16 protein-coding genes and 1 pseudogene are annotated in these 16,733 nt (G+C 43.8%); 8 read left to right on the forward strand and 9 right to left on the reverse strand.

Translation table 11 applies throughout. The annotated features are described in order from the left end of the window. Nucleotides 1-92: 92 nt before the first annotated feature. Nucleotides 93-551, reverse strand: coding sequence for a redox-sensitive transcriptional activator SoxR (gene soxR, locus HV345_RS21680; RefSeq protein WP_016155363.1), 459 nt, complete (start codon nucleotides 549-551; stop codon nucleotides 93-95). Nucleotides 552-637: 86 nt separating this feature from the next. On the opposite strand from soxR, the gene soxS reads away from it, so the two are divergent. Continuing rightward, a complete protein-coding gene (soxS, locus tag HV345_RS21685) occupies nucleotides 638-961 on the forward strand; it encodes a superoxide response transcriptional regulator SoxS (RefSeq protein WP_016155362.1) in 324 nt (107 codons plus the stop codon). 2 nt (nucleotides 962-963) lie between these two features. Here soxS and HV345_RS21690 read toward each other — a convergent pair whose 3' ends face one another. Further along, nucleotides 964-2,550: an EAL domain-containing protein gene (locus tag HV345_RS21690; protein ID WP_080860345.1), complete on the reverse strand. Its 1,587-nt coding sequence runs from the start codon at nucleotides 2,548-2,550 to the stop codon at nucleotides 964-966. A 551-nt stretch (nucleotides 2,551-3,101) separates the two neighbouring features. Between HV345_RS21690 and HV345_RS21695 the strand changes: the two genes are divergently transcribed. After that, the gene (locus HV345_RS21695; protein ID WP_016155360.1) at nucleotides 3,102-3,383 is read left to right on the forward strand and encodes a YjcB family protein; all 282 of its coding nucleotides are present in this window, start codon (nucleotides 3,102-3,104) and stop codon (nucleotides 3,381-3,383) included. Nucleotides 3,384-3,647: 264 nt separating this feature from the next. On the opposite strand, the gene HV345_RS21700 is transcribed toward HV345_RS21695, so the two are convergent. After that, entirely contained in the window at nucleotides 3,648-3,893 is a 246-nt protein-coding gene (locus HV345_RS21700; protein WP_048216952.1) for a hypothetical protein, read from the reverse strand. Nucleotides 3,894-4,550: 657 nt separating this feature from the next. Beyond that, nucleotides 4,551-5,915, reverse strand: coding sequence for an anti-phage deoxyguanosine triphosphatase (locus HV345_RS21705; protein ID WP_048216953.1), 1,365 nt, complete (start codon nucleotides 5,913-5,915; stop codon nucleotides 4,551-4,553). A 527-nt stretch (nucleotides 5,916-6,442) separates the two neighbouring features. On the opposite strand from HV345_RS21705, the gene HV345_RS21710 reads away from it, so the two are divergent. Both HV345_RS21710 and HV345_RS21715 read left to right on the forward strand, forming a co-directional pair. Further along, nucleotides 6,443-7,009, forward strand: a complete 567-nt coding sequence (locus HV345_RS21710) for a DNA adenine methylase (RefSeq protein WP_081051437.1) — start codon at nucleotides 6,443-6,445, stop codon at nucleotides 7,007-7,009. Continuing rightward, nucleotides 7,006-7,851, forward strand: a complete 846-nt coding sequence (locus HV345_RS21715; protein WP_048216955.1) for an 8-oxoguanine DNA glycosylase — start codon at nucleotides 7,006-7,008, stop codon at nucleotides 7,849-7,851. Before HV345_RS21710 ends, HV345_RS21715 begins: the two co-directional genes overlap by 4 nt. Here the strand turns inward: HV345_RS21715 and HV345_RS21720 are convergent. From HV345_RS21720 to HV345_RS21735, 4 genes are read right to left on the reverse strand one after another with little or no spacing between them, the layout of a single operon-like run. Then, nucleotides 7,795-8,469 (reverse strand): dehydrogenase, encoded by a 675-nt coding sequence (locus HV345_RS21720; RefSeq protein WP_223862018.1) that lies wholly within the window; start codon nucleotides 8,467-8,469, stop codon nucleotides 7,795-7,797. The two genes, HV345_RS21715 and HV345_RS21720, sit on opposite strands and share 57 nt — an antisense overlap. Next, nucleotides 8,447-9,052, reverse strand: a complete 606-nt coding sequence (locus tag HV345_RS21725) for a 7-cyano-7-deazaguanine synthase (protein ID WP_048216956.1) — start codon at nucleotides 9,050-9,052, stop codon at nucleotides 8,447-8,449. Before HV345_RS21725 ends, HV345_RS21720 begins: the two co-directional genes overlap by 23 nt. Next, the gene (locus HV345_RS21730; protein ID WP_081051438.1) at nucleotides 9,049-10,290 is read right to left on the reverse strand and encodes a PfkB family carbohydrate kinase; all 1,242 of its coding nucleotides are present in this window, start codon (nucleotides 10,288-10,290) and stop codon (nucleotides 9,049-9,051) included. Before HV345_RS21730 ends, HV345_RS21725 begins: the two co-directional genes overlap by 4 nt. Then, nucleotides 10,287-10,619 carry a hypothetical protein gene (locus HV345_RS21735; protein WP_048216957.1) on the reverse strand — a complete coding sequence of 111 codons (333 nt, stop codon included), beginning with the start codon at nucleotides 10,617-10,619 and terminating at the stop codon, nucleotides 10,287-10,289. Before HV345_RS21735 ends, HV345_RS21730 begins: the two co-directional genes overlap by 4 nt. Nucleotides 10,620-10,978: 359 nt before the next feature. Here HV345_RS21735 and HV345_RS21740 point away from each other — a divergent pair, with 359 nt between their 5' ends. Then, nucleotides 10,979-11,584: a hypothetical protein gene (locus HV345_RS21740; protein WP_048216958.1), complete on the forward strand. Its 606-nt coding sequence runs from the start codon at nucleotides 10,979-10,981 to the stop codon at nucleotides 11,582-11,584. Between the two features lie 284 nt (nucleotides 11,585-11,868). Here HV345_RS21740 and HV345_RS21745 read toward each other — a convergent pair whose 3' ends face one another. Next, nucleotides 11,869-12,111 (reverse strand): hypothetical protein, encoded by a 243-nt coding sequence (locus HV345_RS21745; protein ID WP_048216959.1) that lies wholly within the window; start codon nucleotides 12,109-12,111, stop codon nucleotides 11,869-11,871. Nucleotides 12,112-12,370: 259 nt separating this feature from the next. On the opposite strand from HV345_RS21745, the pseudogene HV345_RS21750 reads away from it, so the two are divergent. The 3 genes and pseudogenes from HV345_RS21750 to HV345_RS21760 all read left to right on the forward strand — a co-directional run. Next, nucleotides 12,371-12,836: pseudogene (locus HV345_RS21750) on the forward strand (tyrosine-type recombinase/integrase); the annotation flags it as partial. A 3-nt stretch (nucleotides 12,837-12,839) separates the two neighbouring features. Next, nucleotides 12,840-14,966 (forward strand): ATP-dependent endonuclease, encoded by a 2,127-nt coding sequence (locus tag HV345_RS21755; protein WP_059347289.1) that lies wholly within the window; start codon nucleotides 12,840-12,842, stop codon nucleotides 14,964-14,966. A 2-nt stretch (nucleotides 14,967-14,968) separates the two neighbouring features. Next, nucleotides 14,969-16,660 (forward strand): UvrD-helicase domain-containing protein, encoded by a 1,692-nt coding sequence (locus HV345_RS21760; RefSeq protein ID WP_048216961.1) that lies wholly within the window; start codon nucleotides 14,969-14,971, stop codon nucleotides 16,658-16,660. Nucleotides 16,661-16,733 lie beyond the last annotated feature (73 nt).

Below are 16,733 nucleotides of genomic sequence, written 5' to 3' on the forward strand. Positions count from 1 at the left end.
GGGATAGAGTGAAAGACAAAGACCGGAACCAAACTAAAGCGCCCTCTGTGGCGCTTTAGTTTTATATCCGTCAATCCATCAGATAGTTCACATCAATCATCTTCCAGCAGACGCGCCCCGGTCCCCTTCTCGCCAAGCTGATCGCCTGGGTTACGCAATGGGCAATCGCTGCGCGACAAACAACCGCAACCAATACATCCATCCAGTTCATCGCGTAGCGCCACTAAAGTATGAATGCGTCGATCCAGCTCTTCACGCCATTGCGAAGAGAGCTGCTTCCACTCTTTAGCACTGAGCGAATGTCCTTCAGGTAATACGCCGAGCGCGTCACCGATCGTTGCCAACGGGATCCCGATGCGTTGAGCAATCTTGATAATCGCCACATAACGCAACACATCACGTCTGTATCGGCGCTGATTGCCGCTGTTGCGCATACTGCTGATTAACCCTTTGCTTTCATAGAAATGCAGGGTTGATACCGCCACGCCGCTACGCTTTGCAACTTCACCTGGCGTGAGCAGCGCTTTTATTCGGGGTAATTTCTTTTCCATAAATCGCTTTACCTCAAGTTAACTTGAGGAATTATACTCGCCCACAGACAAAACGACGAATCGAATACTGAAAAAGAGGCAGCCCTATGTCCCATCAGCAGATTATTCAGACCCTTATTGAATGGATTGACGACCATATCGATCAGCCGCTGAACATTGAGGCGGTGGCGAAAAAATCAGGTTACTCGAAGTGGTATTTACAGAGAATGTTCCGCACGGTGATGCGCCAGACGTTGGGTGACTATATCCGCCAGCGTCGACTCCTGCTGGCTGCTGTTGAACTGCGGACGACCGAGCGACCTATTTTCGATATCGCGATGGATCTTGGTTACGTATCACAACAAACCTTCTCACGCGTGTTTCGCCGCGAGTTTGATCGTACCCCCAGCGATTACCGCCACCGCCTGTAAGATTATTGCCCGCTCTGCGTCAGTATGGCGGGCGACCGTTGTATCCAGTGCATGAACTCCTGTGGCGGCAGCGCCTTCGCAAAATACCAGCCCTGACAATACTGTACGCCACGTTCGCGCAGCCACTCGATTTGCTCAACCGTCTCTACCCCTTCCGCAATCATCTTCAGGTGTAAGCTTTGCGCCATTTCGATGATATGTTCGGCAATCAGGTGACTGGTGCTGTTGGTGGACAACGTACTAATAAATGATTTGTCGATCTTCAGGATATCGATATTCAACGCGGATAAATTGTGTAGATTGGAATATCCCGTCCCAAAATCATCAAACGCCACTTCATAACCCGCCTGACGAAACGCCTGGATTACCGCGGTCATTTTATCTACATCAATAAACCCGCGTTCCGTCACCTCGACTTTAATTTGCTGGGCCGCCACAGAGTACTCACGGTTTTTGTCGGTAATCAGGGCAATAAGTCGGGATGAATGAAAGTCAGAAGCAGAGAGGTTTATCGAGATATAAAGCTGAGGATGCGCCGAAAGAAAATATCCTAAATCGTTGAATACCTCTTCAATCACGTAATCCGTGATCCGCTCAATCATTCCCTCTTTTTCAGCCAGCGGAATAAACTCGGTTGGGCTCATTACTTCACCATCACAGCCCGGCCAGCGCAGCAGAGCCTCAGCCCCTACGCACTGACCGTTTTCGATATCAATGATCGGCTGGTAGTGCAGACACAGTTGACGTTTTTTGATTGCGCGTTTTAACAAGCGGCGGGGAGATAAGTATTCCTGACGCGTGCGCCACCACATTAACAGCATCAGGATGCTGCAGATAATCCCGAAAGGAATCGTTAAGGCAGCCTCATGATAGAAAATCGAATGTATGCGTTTATCCGAGGTCGACACAATAATCGCAATCGGGCGTTTTTCTGAATGCACTTTGGTGTAGAAGCGATCGTCCAACTGGAAGGTTGAGGCTTCACCGCGCACCAACGGCAATAACTGCGCAATAGGCGCCCCTTCGCTGGCAGAGAAAAAAGTACCCGTTACCGTGTCATACACGCCCCAGGACAGGTCCGGGTCATCTGACATAACTTCGCTGTAAGATAATGGGTTGATGACGACAACGTAGTTTCCACGTTGCATATACGTCATTCTGTAGCCAGCGAAAAAGGGGGTATCGCGATAGTAATAGATGGAGATGTCCGGCGTACGTTTATAGTCGGCGGTCGGCATAATATAGGCGACTGGCGGCGCCATCGACGTAGAGCACAAAAAATGATCGCCCTGCGCATAAATTAGCTCGCTGATATATAAACGACCACGAATAATATCTAGCATATTTTTCTGATGTGCCGGGGTACACATCTTACCTTGATACAACAGAGCCATATCTCGCGCTAAATCGGCTTGTTGGATCACCAATTCAGTTTTATTTAACACCAGTTGCGCAAAAGAGCGAAGTTGATTACGGGTTTCGGACATTGCCCGGATTTGAGCAAACCATAACGCCAGCACCACGGGGAGCAATACCACCATGAATGTTCCGAGGAACTTCAGTATCTTGCGTCGCGCACTGTGATTCATGTCAGCCCTGTTTCCCTGTTTCGTATATGCCAGAACCAATTAAGGCAAGATGCTATAAACACCGACTGATTAAGTTGCATGAATCTATCAGTATTAGCAACAGACTTCTCTATGTAAAAGTCTGATAATAGTTGATGATGATATTATTTTTCCGTAAGGCAAACTTAAAGTTATGCTTATTTCATAACGTTATTATCCTCAAGGAGTAATTTTTTATAAGCACTATCCTGGCTTTATTTAAGAAATTCATTAGATTTTTTTAACGATGAATTTAGGATAAATAAAACAGGTAACAAAAATGCATCTTTAAGATTGATTATTTAGTATCGTTGCTTCCTTGAATATAACCACATATTTAACATGGTTATCATCCTGCAAAAAATACGCCCAAAACTGGTGAACAAACGAGCACATGTGATATAGTTCACAAAAATCATGTAACAGAAACGATGTTTCATTCATGTTATTGCCCGTCGATAGCCAGAGTACTACACCCTCGGTGAACACCCCCGCGCTGTCCTGGGCATCCAGACTTTCTGAGGACGTTTTTCATGGCAACGATAACAACTGGCGTGGTTCTTCTGCGGTGGCAATTACTCAGTGCAGTGCTGATGTTTTTAGCCAGTACGCTCAATATCCGTTTTCGTAAATCAGATTATATTGGCCTGGCCGTCATTAGCAGCGGTTTAGGGCTGGTTTTTGCCTGCTGGTTTGCGACCGGATTACTCGGCATAACCCTGGTGGATATGTCCGCAATCTGGAAGAACATTGAAACCGTAATGGTTGAAGTGATGAGCCATACACCGCCAGACTGGCCGATGGTGTTGAACTGATAACAGAATTGCATATGGCTACCCCAGTTCTGAGGTAGCCATAATTTTCAGCGAAAAGCAGAAGGATTAAAAGGGTTCTAATTACCTGATAGTGGAAAATAAAACAAAAAATATAATAATTTCATATTGTTATATAATAAGTTATTAACTATGTGAAGTTTTTAGTAAAAAATAGCCTTTATTACGACTAAAAACTTTACTTTCCTCTCTTGGCTGTTGCTCACCGCAATCATTCCAATTTTCTGGAATTAGTCTAAAAGAGAATCAGAGCAACTCTTTGCCTATTAGCAGCCTGAAGTCAACTCTGTTGTGAAGATTAACCTCATAAATTCCCTCAATAAGATTTTCAAGGGAATATTTAACCAGTTCCGCTGGGCCAATAATGATACAGCCATTTTTGACTTCAATATCAATAGCATCGCCGATACTGAAGCCAGCTTTTTCCATAATTGCTTCTGGTATTTTGAATACCGGGCTATCTCCGCATTTCTCAATAATTGTCTGGATCATTGGAGCTCCCCCGCTAGTACCATCACACATCATTTCTATAACTATACTTATATATCAACAACTTATATCACATGATTTCAAACCATTTAGTACGCATCATTCCACTAATCAGTATTAGTAAAAATAATTCAACTATCTTTTATTAATAGATAATTGATACATCCCGCTACAGCACATCGTCCGAACCAAATAGTATCTAATTGATTAGAAATGATTTTAAGTTAAAACAGATGAAAAAAGTCAGATGTGCTGTAGTGGGAAAATGATTTTTAATGGAGTGGCTTGCGGTGCCGAAACCTCCTGATCGATCACCATTTAACAAATGAACATCTACACAAACTTACAGACAGGCTCAAAAATTTGTATACATAGCGCAGTTGAGGTTAGGATAATCAAAGCTTCCCGCCTCCGGGTTGCTACTTACCAAAAATACCAAAGCGGGGTGCTACCCCCGCTTTTTTTGTATCTGGTACTTATTCAGTAACCGTGACTTTCGGCCCAGTGACGCGCAGGATGCTGAGTTAGCAATAGAGCTTATGCTATCCAAAAAAACCATAAAACCCGACAATACTGATAAGGATTGAGCCCCCCTGAAAACAGGGCCAGGGTCAACTTCTATTTCATCGTGCTCACGGTTTGCCATGTGCAGAGGGAACATCAGAGTCTGTCAAAGATTGATCCTTTGCGCGGAACAAAGATTTTCTCATACAGCCGAGTCGCGTACTCGTCCGTCATACCTGAAACATAGTCGCTGATGACCCGCATTTTTTTATCGTCAGCTTTTTCAGCTTCTCTATACTTCTTGCACGTCTCAGCCGGGAGAAAACGTGTGGGGTCGCTTGCCAGCACATTGAACAGTTCTACAATCAGCTTCTGACCTTTGAACTCCAGTAGCTGAACGTTTTCGTGCCGGATCACCTTGTCCTCAACCAGACTGAAAATGGCCTCACGTAGGGCTTCGACTTCGGCAGGTAGTGCCACTTTATAGCGAAGCATTCCGCACTTGAAATCAGGATGCTGCACCTGAAGCGTGACGCTTGTGATCATCAGGTGGACCAGCGTTCCGATGCATTCCTTGCGAAGGTAGCTTCTGCCGAACAGCTTATCGGCTACGTCTTCAGCGGTCAGGTAAAACGAGCTGCGTTGGCATGCTTCAAACAGGTGTGACTTGTCACTGAAGTAGTCCATCCACATGCTTTTGTCGATCATTCTCAGCGAAATCGCGTCCTCAAGATCATGGAGTGAATAGGAAATCTCATCAGCTAAGTCCATAATCGTTGTGTCCAGCGCTTTATATTTCGTTTTTCTGTGCTCAACCGGCTTGGTGGTCTTTCTTCCGGATCTGAATAACAGCGCATCATCATCATCAAAAGGTCGGAGTGCGAAGCTGACAGTATCCGCTTCGGAGTCCAGATAGCATTTCGGGGGCTTAAAGCCGGAGGATTTAAACAGCCATTCACGGCTTCCTGCCTGTGGCTGGCCGTAAGCGCTCTCGTTGACTACCTCAGAGTAGCTTGCCGGGTATTTCAGCACGCCTAGAATAAGCCTGCGCGTGGGATCCAGCCCGTTGGACTCGGTGTACTTATCCAGTTGGGTGAGTATACGCAGCGTCTGTCCGTTACCCTCAAAGCCTCCATAGGCTCTCATGCAGTAGTTAAGCGCAACTTCACCGCCATGACCGAAGGGGGGATGGCCGATATCGTGGGCAAGACAGATAGCCTGCATAAGGCTTGGGTGAGGCAGGAATTCCGCCTCAGTCGCTATCCCAACGGGATAGCGTATATTCAGCTGCGACAGGATGCCGCTGCCAATCTGCGCTACCTCCATAGAGTGAGTCAGCCGTGTGCGGTAGAAGTCGCTCTCGCCCAGACCCAGCACCTGCGTCTTCGACTGTAATCGCCTGAACGCGGAAGAGTGGATTAGTCGGGAAAGATCGCGTTCGTATTCCGACCTTATTTCATCTGGCCTACGGGTATTGCTCCCTTGGCGTTCAGACCAGATCTGTTCTTTGCTGTGTGTCATACAGGCTCCTGTGGGCAGGATATAGCAATCAGCCTGCTTAAGTGCAGACGTGAGAAATGTAAACCCGGGGCTGAGTTTCGTCCCTGTTATTCGGAATGAATCCTCTGTGCCAGCAAACTACCCAGGTTTTATCATCGTTAAAGAGTTCCGGGCGAGCGATCGTCCGTGCTGCACTCTGGAAGTGAAAATGCATCCGTCGCATACATCATTGAGCAGAATAAATTATCTATCACATCTATTCCTGTAACGAGAAAAGTTATTTTTTAAAATCATCACGTTGCTATGCGTTAGTGTGAACAGCTCTGCAATAGAGTTTATAAAAAACGAACTATCAGGTTATTGATTATGTACTTTGTAGTAAAGGAGCGCGAACACCAATATCGATTGAAATTGACATCATCGTCAGAAATGACGATGATTAGTGCATGAGATATCCCGGTGGTAAAGGCAAGTGCTATCAGAGACTCATCAACCTGATGCCAGTGCATGAGACATATATTGAAACCCACCTTGGTGGAGGAGCTGTGATGCGCAACAAACGGCCCGCAGCCCGTAATATTGGAATCGATATTGATCAACAGGTTATTGATGTATGGCGCGGCGGGGATATTCCCTGCGAACTCATTCAGGATGACGCTATAGCGTATCTCAGTACGTTTCCGTATCAGGGTAGTGAGCTAGTTTACGCCGACCCACCCTATGTTCATAGCACGCGTAAACGTAGCAAAATCTATCGTCATGAATATTCAGATGACGATCATCGCCGGCTGCTGCAAGTGCTTGCCAAGTTGCCCTGCATGGTCATGATATCCGGTTACGGAAATACTATCTATGACGAAATGCTCAGCGGATGGCGCTGCGAGCGATTTAACGCCAAGACTCATACGAACGTGCGTGAAGAATGCGTATGGATGAACTTTGATGTTCCTGACAGGTTGCATGACGCGCGATACATGGGCAGCAGTTATCGGGAAAGACAGACTCTGGCCCGCAGACGCACTCGGCTTTATGACCGCATAGAACGAATGGAACCCGCAGAGCGCAACGAACTGATCAACTGGCTGAACGCAACTTATGGTCTGGAGGCTGTATGACACAGCGCGGAGCGGTCTTCATTGGACCGACAATTATCAATCTTGACTTTCCGGCTCCGGAACAGGATATCCTGCCGGGTGTTCAGTGGGGAAGAATTGAGGCGTTCCCATCGCCAGCGTACTGGGCCTATCAAATACTCGCCCGTCGTCTGGAAGTCAACGCCGTCAATTACAAGCTTGGGCGAACGCTCAAAGAGGAAGTGGGTGCCTGCCTGCTGGGTGGACACGGCATACCAGCTGCGATAGGCCTTGCCGCATTCAATAAGCTGAAGGATTGCGGTGCGTTTGATGCTCAGCCACCATCTGAAGCCACTCTTTACGAATGGCTATCAGAGCCCATTAAAACTGGTAAAAAATCAGTACGTTACCGCTTCGCTCGGCAAAAATCGCGCTATCTCTCGGTTGCGCTAAACAGGCTGGATGTAGAGATGCCGCCGACGGATTCGGGCCGTGCTCTCAGAGACTGGCTGACCTCCATTCCCGGTATTGGTCATAAAACGGCATCATGGATAGCACGTAACTGGCTCTGTGCGGATGATGTCGCTATTCTGGACATTCACATCCTGAGGGCGGGACTACTTGCAGGTTTTTTCCCGGGAGACCTTACTGTTGAACGTGACTACCTGAAGCTGGAACAAATCTTTCTGAAGTTCAGTGAAGCTATGGGCGTAAAAGCATCTGAGCTGGATGCGCTTATCTGGTATGAAATGCAGGCCTCTTCCAGTACAGTGTTCAGTCTTATCGAAAACATGCGCGGCCAGCCTCTTGCGAAATTGCGCCCCCGTTCATCGCGAGCCAAAAACCGCCAGTCCGGTACCAGCCAGACGACCTTCCAGTTTTAATCCGGAGCACCAGTCATGGCCTGTAATGCCCAGCGGGCAAAAATTGCATTCCAGCGCTTCGGCAACAAGCGCCATCTGCCCTACAAGAACACCGGAATCGCGCCAAACAAGGCTATCAGCATCTGAATATTTTGCTGACGTTTTTCCTGGCTCAGCGATAAGTCTGACAATAATTCCGCTCTGGATATCAATTACCGGCAAAAGCTCATCGCGTATTTCGAATCGGGTCTGCTCAGGGATCCGAAGCGGTGCCAGCGCATGCATGTCAGGCAGATACAGCTGCCACCCATCCCGTTCAGGGAGGGAAAGAACAATGTGAATAGGATGTATGGCCCCGGCGGAGGGCACGGGGCGTTGAGTTAGTGGAAAGCCATAGCCTGAATGTCCCACAGCCATCACTCTGCCGGTTAGCCATAGCCAGTGAGATAGCTGGACCTGACTGACGTGGCTGAAGTTTCGCTGTGTTCTACGGGTTTCGATCACGTCATTCAATCCGGGAAGCACTGCATTCTCCGAAGGAGGCGGCAGAAAAAACGGATCTCCGGCGGGCCAGTTAACGGGTTGATAGCTGAGTGGCTGTTCACGGGGAACAGGACTAGCGGGAACGGTCCAAGTCATATCCGACATCATCCAGAACCTGAAAATACTTATTGCACCCCCGGCAGTTGCCGCATGGGATGTTTGCCTTATGGCAGCTATGGGCCCAAGCGAGGCCACCTGGCGTAACATCTGAAATTCTGATCAGCTCAGAGGTTGATAACGTAATTGCCGGAGCTTCGACAACCATGCCTCCTTCCTGAAACGACATAAGCTCACTGATTCTGCTGATGAAGCCTATAGTACCATCTAGATGCGTTTCATCTGACTTCACTGTGCCGATCCACAGGTGCGTGACGCCAAGCGTTATTGCCTTCATGGCCGCCAGAGAGATGAGCATCTGGTTACGATACGGCCACCAATCGCTCGATGGTGCATTCGGATCCGTAGCGGTACCAGCCATATCTCCTGATCCCAGCGAACGGCAGTCAATGCGTATAATGTGATGCTCAATTCCAAGGGTCTCACAGGTGGCAGTGGCAGCTTTAATTTCGGCATTGGCGGCTTGCTGACCGTAGTCGAGTGTCAGTGCTATATCCGGGCGTTTCCACCAGGCAATAGCAATGGAGTCCATTCCGCCAGAAAGTAAGAGTGCGGTTTTCATTTTTGAGCGGCCACCCAGAGCGTTTTATAAATTGCTGTGACGTAATCTTTGCTCAAGATACATCCTGATCCTTCCATCATTTTCTGATCCTCTTCCGATTCGTTCTCGGCATAGAACACCACCGGAGTGCCTAGCGCCCGCGCGTAACCGACTTCATAGATGGTGCCGGAGTCGAGCGCATCGCCTATTGCAAAAACGATGTCGGCCTGCCGTATCGCATCAAGATCCTTTTCGACTACTTCTTCTGCGGGTCCGTGTCCAACCATGTGATAGGGGGAAAAAACGTCCAGCCCAAGATCGCTCAGGTTCCGTCGCGCTTGCTCAACAAGCCAGAGCTGTGCCAAGGTAAAGAAGGGGCCAGCCAGATAGACTTTTCTGTTGCCACCCTCAATAAACGCCTGAGAAAGCTTGATGGGGCTGGGACTGAAAGCAGCCAGCCCTTCTGCTGAAGGAAAAAGCCCACTTTCGCAGTAACATGCGGTGGCAAGTGAGGCGTAATTCGCAGCATCGTGGGCTGTTTTTTTGTTCAGCATCCACTCACGGGAAAAATAGGCTACGAATGCGTCACCAGAGCCAATTTTGTTGACCCGACTTGTCTCATAGGCAGGGATATAGGATATGTTACCTTTATCGCAGATGAGTGCACCAGCTGGGCCCTGCTTGATAATGATGACTTCGGCATGACCGCTTTCGTAAAGAAACTCTGCATGCTCTCTGTCGGATAATTCGCGCTGGCCACTGAGGGACTTCGCCTCATAGCGGTTAAGGATCAAAGCGAGGTGCTTTGCTCTGGATCCGTTTGCTGTGAATGGCTCCGGGTTGGTCACATTCTGGGGGTCATATACTGCGTATTCCGCGTCTATTACAGCGGATCCCTCCAGCATTCCATAGCGTAGAACACAGGGCGCTTTCACTGTAATGACCGGGTAAGGGGTGTCCGGGTAATTGAAAATTCGAGGTTCCGCCAGCCCATGCTCATAATGGAATATGACGGATTCACGTACTTCATTCGTATGAAGCGTGAAGTTTTCAAAACAGGCGCGTTCTCGAAGAACCGAATTGACTATTTCATCAGCGTAGGTGTACAAATCAACGTTTACACCGAGCGTTGCCAGTGCTGATGCCGCCCTTCCCGCTGAACCGTAAACCTGGTGATTTCCTGGATGAAGGCTAATTTCATGATATGTACCGCCTGCAATAGTGATGATCTCCGTACTGAACGTTTTGCTGTTGCTCATATCGCGTACACACTGACCCTGACCTGACCACCATTAATGGCGGTTACTTTGGCAACGTAGGTTGTACCATTACTCATACAGTCACGGAGGCGCTGGATGTAGGGAGAAGCGATACCCCCAGCCTGCAAACCGTTGTGCATAGCAACCGTTAGCAGAGTTCCGTTTGAATTGATTTGCATAATCCCCATAATCACGCCGACTGACAGCTGCGCTACGACCTGCGGATCGGGCGAACTTAGCTGAGTATCAATCGTAAGTTTTTCACAGGTCACTTCAAAATCATCCTGACCGAACTGGCCGCCAAAGCTACCCCCACCAGAGCCTGACATAGACACCTCGCGTTACAATTATTAATATATTTGATATTTGTATATCAATAAAATTTGTCGGTGTATAGAAAAATTGTTTGCTTTATGTGCAGGTATCAGGTGTTATTTTTTAACTAACATTAATCATGATTTGTCTTGATAGTCATCTCGGTAGTGTCAGCCTAAGGCCCTTCGAGCAGACCTCGTCGTGAGGACAGAAAGTGCCTATAATTACAGCACCGCCTCAATTAATTTATTGAATAAATTGCCTTTTACAGATAAAGCAATCGTTCTTCGGGATAAAACTTCCGTTGCCCTAATTAAACATGTATTCTACCCGGCTGGGCTTTTTCCAGCGAAAAAACGCGGAGTTAGCACACATGAAGCGGAAAAACAGAGTATTCACCTCCCTTTCGCGCCGTAAACGCCGCGCTAAAACCCGAGAAATCAAAAACCTTATCCACCGTGAACGGCATCGCTGTGGTGGTATATTCTATGACGAGTGCGATATAGATGAGGCATTTGCATGCGGAAACTGGAAGTGGAGCGACATACTTTTCTTGGGAAGAGACTCTGCGGTTTTCTGGAATGCGGAGATAATTACGGCCAGTGTAGAATTTAGTGATAGAGTCGAATCAATCGCATTCAATGAAGCATGGTCGATGCTGGATGATGGCGAACGGTTCTGTGATTTGTGCAATAAACCAGCACTCTCCGAATTCGCAGGGCTGACATGGATGGAATATATTGAGAAGCGAGAACAGGAAATAGCCCGAGAAAACCCACCAGTAGTTCACAGTGGTTATCGTATCCTACCCGGCTATGCAAATGGTATTGGTTTGCAGATTATCGTTGATGTTGATGTTTTGAGCCGTGACGTCATTGAATCCGCTATCGCAGATTTCATTACGCGAGGTGAGCGAGAATGGGTCTCGAATGAACCAGCGTACACCAAGGTATTTCAAGAAACTTCCGCTGTAGATTAGAAGGAAAATATCGAGTCTTGAGAGAAAAATACCATTACAGATAAAGTAGTTAATTAAATTATAAGCATCCCGGTAAGCCAACACATAATATGTATATTGAGAGCTTTAACGAAGATTTCGCTACGAATATCTGAATGAACGCGGTTCAATGTTATTGTACATAAAATGATTAATGCATGATGACAATCACCGACAACACTCAGCGCTGGATTCTCTGCCCCTCCTTCTAAATTTTCAGCAGGTTGGAAGAACATAAAAACCTTTCGGAACAGCGTGAAAAAAAATCAGAGCTGCTCTTTACCTGTTGGTAAACCGAAGCCAATTTTTGGGTGAAGATTAACTGCGGAAATTCCTTCCAAGAGAGTATCCAAGGAATACATTTTCAGTTCCGTATGGCCAATGATGATGCAACCATATTGGTCTTTAATATCAATAACATCATTTGCACCTAAGCCAAATTTTTTCATACCAAACTCCGGGACTCTAACCATCGGGCTGCTCCTCCATTTTTCAATAATAAGAACCATTATAGCCCCCTCATGGGTATCCGCATACAGAGTTTCGATAATCCTGCAAGTGTAGCAGTGAGCTGAATCACTGGACTAAAAGTCATATAGGATCCCTCTTGAGCACATCCGTACAATAATGCTCACATATCATTGATTAAAATATATTTTTAACTAAAACTGAATACCAGACGTTGATGTGCTGTAGCGGGGTACTTACAGTCTGATTGATGTCAGCTTTGTATAAAATAAGCGTCAAAGATGGTTGCCAGAACAGCCAAGGTTACTGATGATTACGGGTGTAAGAACCATCGAATTACGTGCTGCATTATGGTCGGAATTTGATCTAGGTAACGCTTCCTGCTGAAAGGATAAAAATGCGCAGGCTACACCTTGTGCCTTTATCGACTCAAGCGTTAGATTTACTCAATGAACTCAAAATGATGGCAGGGAACTATCGTTATGTTTTTCCGAGGCGGAATGATCCGAACAAATCGATGAGTGAAGCGAGCATTAATCAACTAATCAAGCGAATAGGTTATGGTGGACGACCTACCGGCCATGGGTTTCGACATACTTTTTCAACAGTATTGCATGAAGCAGGGTTCAACCGTATTTGGATAGAGTTACAGTTTGCTCATGTTGATAGAAATAGTATCCGCAGAATATATAACCATGCTAATTATATCGAAAGCCGAATAGATATAATGCAATGGCATTCGAATAAAATTAACCAGAAGAATTAATAAATGTATATTAAAAACTTATCAATACGTAATTTTAGAAATTTTCAAAGTACGAAGTTGAACTTTAAGAAGGAATGTGTGAATACGATAGTTGGAGAGAACTCATCAGGTAAAACAAATGTTTTTGAGGCTATGAGATTAATACTAGATGATTCTCTCCCATATTATAAAAGATTCCTTACTGAAAGAGATTTTCACAGAGGATGTTTGCCGGTTTTTGGTCAATGGATATTAATCAGTTTGGAGTTAGGTGACATTTCTGGAGATGAGGAGTCTGAAATTTTATGTCAATTAAATACGACAGTTGATGCGGGTGGTACAGGTCGAGTAACATACATATATCGACCTCAATTCCATATTAGAGAGAAACTTTTTAATTTATCATCTATTGCAGACTTGCAAAAAAGGAGAGAGGCATATGATAAGTTGCTAAAGGAATATATTATTGATAAAACGACCTACGAGGCCTGGACTGTTTATCAAGGAACCTGTGATTTCTCCGATGAAAATGAATATGTCAGGATTGCTGGTGATTTTTCAAACTTCATTTTCCCAAATCCTTCTGTAGAATATATAGATTTATTAGGAAATAGGCAGCGTGGATATAATTTACTAGACCATATTAGTTGCACATACGCAAGGGCGCTGAGGGATGTTGTTAGTGAGTTAAAAAATAATAGATTCAATCCATTCCAAAAACTATTGGATTTCATCTCTAAAGATATTTCAAATGATGAAGAGCTCACAAGTAATATTATAGACGTAAATAATAAGATATCAACAATATCAGAGGTTAGAAAGCTTTCTACAGGTATTCTAACATCCATTACTAATGCTGTCGGCTCTACTTATTCCCCCTTAGTAAATATTTCATCAGAACTTCCTAGTGACGTCAAAGATCTTGTGAAGGTTTTACAGCTCAAAGCAGGAGATTCGTTGAGTGATGGGTACACGGCTGATTTATCCGAAATGAGCTTGGGTGGAGCTAATTTAATATATCTTGCTCTTAAATTGTATGAGTATGAAGAAGGGGTGAGTAAGAATCTATTGTCAAACTTCCTGATCATAGAAGAACCTGAATCGCATATTCATACTCATATTCAAAAAACACTTTTCAGTAATTTAAAAAACAAAAAAACTCAAGTTTTTATTTCCACGCATTCAACACACATCTCATCAGTCTCTAATATATCATCAACTAATGTTTTGGTGAAAAAACTTGGATACACTCAAGCTTGTTCTCCTTCCTCAGGCCTCGATGAACCAACGATCAATAAGATAGAGCGTTTTCTTGATGCGATACGTACAGATATTTTATTTGCTAAAAATGTGATATTAATTGAGGGGGATGCAGAGGAAATTCTAATACCTCATTTAGTAAAAAACTCTTTCGGTGTAACACTGGATGAGTTAGGAGTATCTCTTATTTCTGTGAGAGGAACCGGGTTTGAATTACTCTCATCGCTTTTTCATCCATCGAGAATAACTAAAAAATGCGCAATACTCACGGATGATGATATTAATATCTATAACGAAGATAAACCGGAGTACATCACTCAGGTAATGTATGATGATGCCATTTCCTCAGAAAAATCAGGGAAAGAGAGAGTTGAGGCGTTAAAGTTATTAACTGCAAATAATAATCTTCTCAAAGCATATTTTACAAAACATACCTTTGAAATTGATTTAGCTCTAAGCGGTTCAAAAAAATATTTTGAGATAATAGCACGAGAATCGTTCGAAAAAGATTTTTATTTAACTCCTTACTTAGATGCTTTCCAATCTTCTGACGATACGAAAATTGGTTCCTTTGCTTTAAAATTGGCAAATAAACATAAGAAAGGTTGGTTTGCAATGAAAGTTGTTGAGAAACTTGACCACAATTTCCCTATCCCTATGGCTTTGTGTAAAGCACTTGGATTTACCAGCGATTTTAATAAGTTAACTCTCGCAAGAGTGATTAAATATAGGTGTGATTATTACACTAAAACTTTAGGTGATAATATAATCGAAGTGGCTTTCTCAGATGATAGCCTTGAATATATTGTTGACAATATAGAACCAGTTTTGGATATTTTCAAAGGACACTATAGCAATGATCCTTTAGTGCATCTTTTAATGGAGGCGTAATAATGGACGATGAAAAAAAAGAATTATTAAAGATCAAAAAAAATCTTTTTGTCTCTGCTTGCCCAGGCGCAGGGAAAACTAAGTTTCTTTTGGGTATGCTTGGCGATAATATTAGGTGTGACTCAGGGTTTAAGTGGCATATAGTTCTTACACATACTAATGCTGCCGCCGATGAAATAAATTTACGATTAGATAACCAAAACATTCTAAATGATAGAGTTTGGTGTGGAACAATACATTCATTTTTACTCGAGTGGGTGGTAAGAAAATATGCGGGGGCAATGGCTAGAACAAAAGATGGAGTAAGGTTAATATCTGAGCGTGAACATCGTGACTTAATACGTAAGATTGAGAAGGAAAAATTCCCCAGTACAAGATTAAAATTTAAATGGGATGAATATGGTGATCCTCATGTTGAGCCATTTTGTTTATTAAATGAGCCTGAAAAAATAATTGATGCTCAAAAAAACGAGGCAATAGTGTGTGAGGAATATGAAAAAAATAAGATAGATGCAAGCCTCATAGATTTTAACGACATATTAACTCTTAGCCTGGAATTTTTGACTCAAAACGAGAAGATCGCAGAGTATTTATCGAAACTTATAGGTTATATTTACTTGGATGAGTCTCAGGACACTAGTTATATCCAGTTGGAAGTTCTTTCATTTATTACAAGATATAATAAAACAATAGTTCTTGTTGTGGGTGATAATGATCAAGCTATATATCAAGATCTTGGTGTGTCTATAAAAGATGAAGTTAGTATTAAGAAAATACTCAAACTCGATGAGTTGGAGGTAAGGCAACTTACGGGATGTTACAGATCTACAAAATCATTAGTAGATTACTATAAAAAATATTCTTATTCGAAATCGAATATAGAATCTATCCGTGAGGATTTAGGTAAGTCACCTATTATTAGACACACATTGCAAACTGATTTGGCCGGTAGGGTGATGAATCTTATTGAGGCATATAATAAGTCTAAAGGTAGTGTTGAGAGTTTGGCTATAATAGGTCCGAATAGATATTACTTAAATGATCTTATCAATAGTATTTATGAACGTTCAAATGAGTTTGTATTTGATTTTTTTTCAACCAATCCTTTGTATACATTGAAAGATACCATTTATAATGATCTTGTTCGTCTTGTGTTGCTTGATGTGTCAGTTAATAATTACAGAGCCAGACATGCGTTATGCATTTCTATAAAAGACAAACTTCCTGAATTTGATGGTTTATCTTGTAGTGACTTGAAAAAAGCAGTAAAGCAATTCAATACAAAGCGAACTGTTTTTATTCTTTGGTTAAAAGATTTTTATGAGTTCCTTTTATCTGCTTTACCTCATTCTCCAAAAATAAATTCTGATTATTTGATCTGTCAGTCCAATCTTTCAGCTTTTCCAGTAAAGGCTGACATAATTTCAATACGAAAAATAATAAATAAAGAGGCTAACGTTGTGAAAGTGACAACAATACATGGTTGTAAGGGTGAAGAATACGATTATGTAATATCTATTGGATATCATGATCAAGTTGTTCCCCATTCTTCGGCGGTTGAAAAGGGTGCTGAATACTCAGAAAGCATCGCAAAAAGATTAATGTTCGTTGCATTTTCGCGCGCTAAAAATCACATGAATATATATATCGATGACCGGAGAGTTGTTAGCCCTTATTTTATAGCTGATACTTGACTTGAAGAGAAACAGTGTTCTTCTGTTTTTCATATGTACCACAGCGCGCAATGCTCTGCCCGCTAAAGGGGCC

This window comes from Citrobacter sp. RHBSTW-00986 (assembly GCF_013783065.1).
Taxonomy (GTDB): domain Bacteria; phylum Pseudomonadota; class Gammaproteobacteria; order Enterobacterales; family Enterobacteriaceae; genus Citrobacter; species Citrobacter braakii.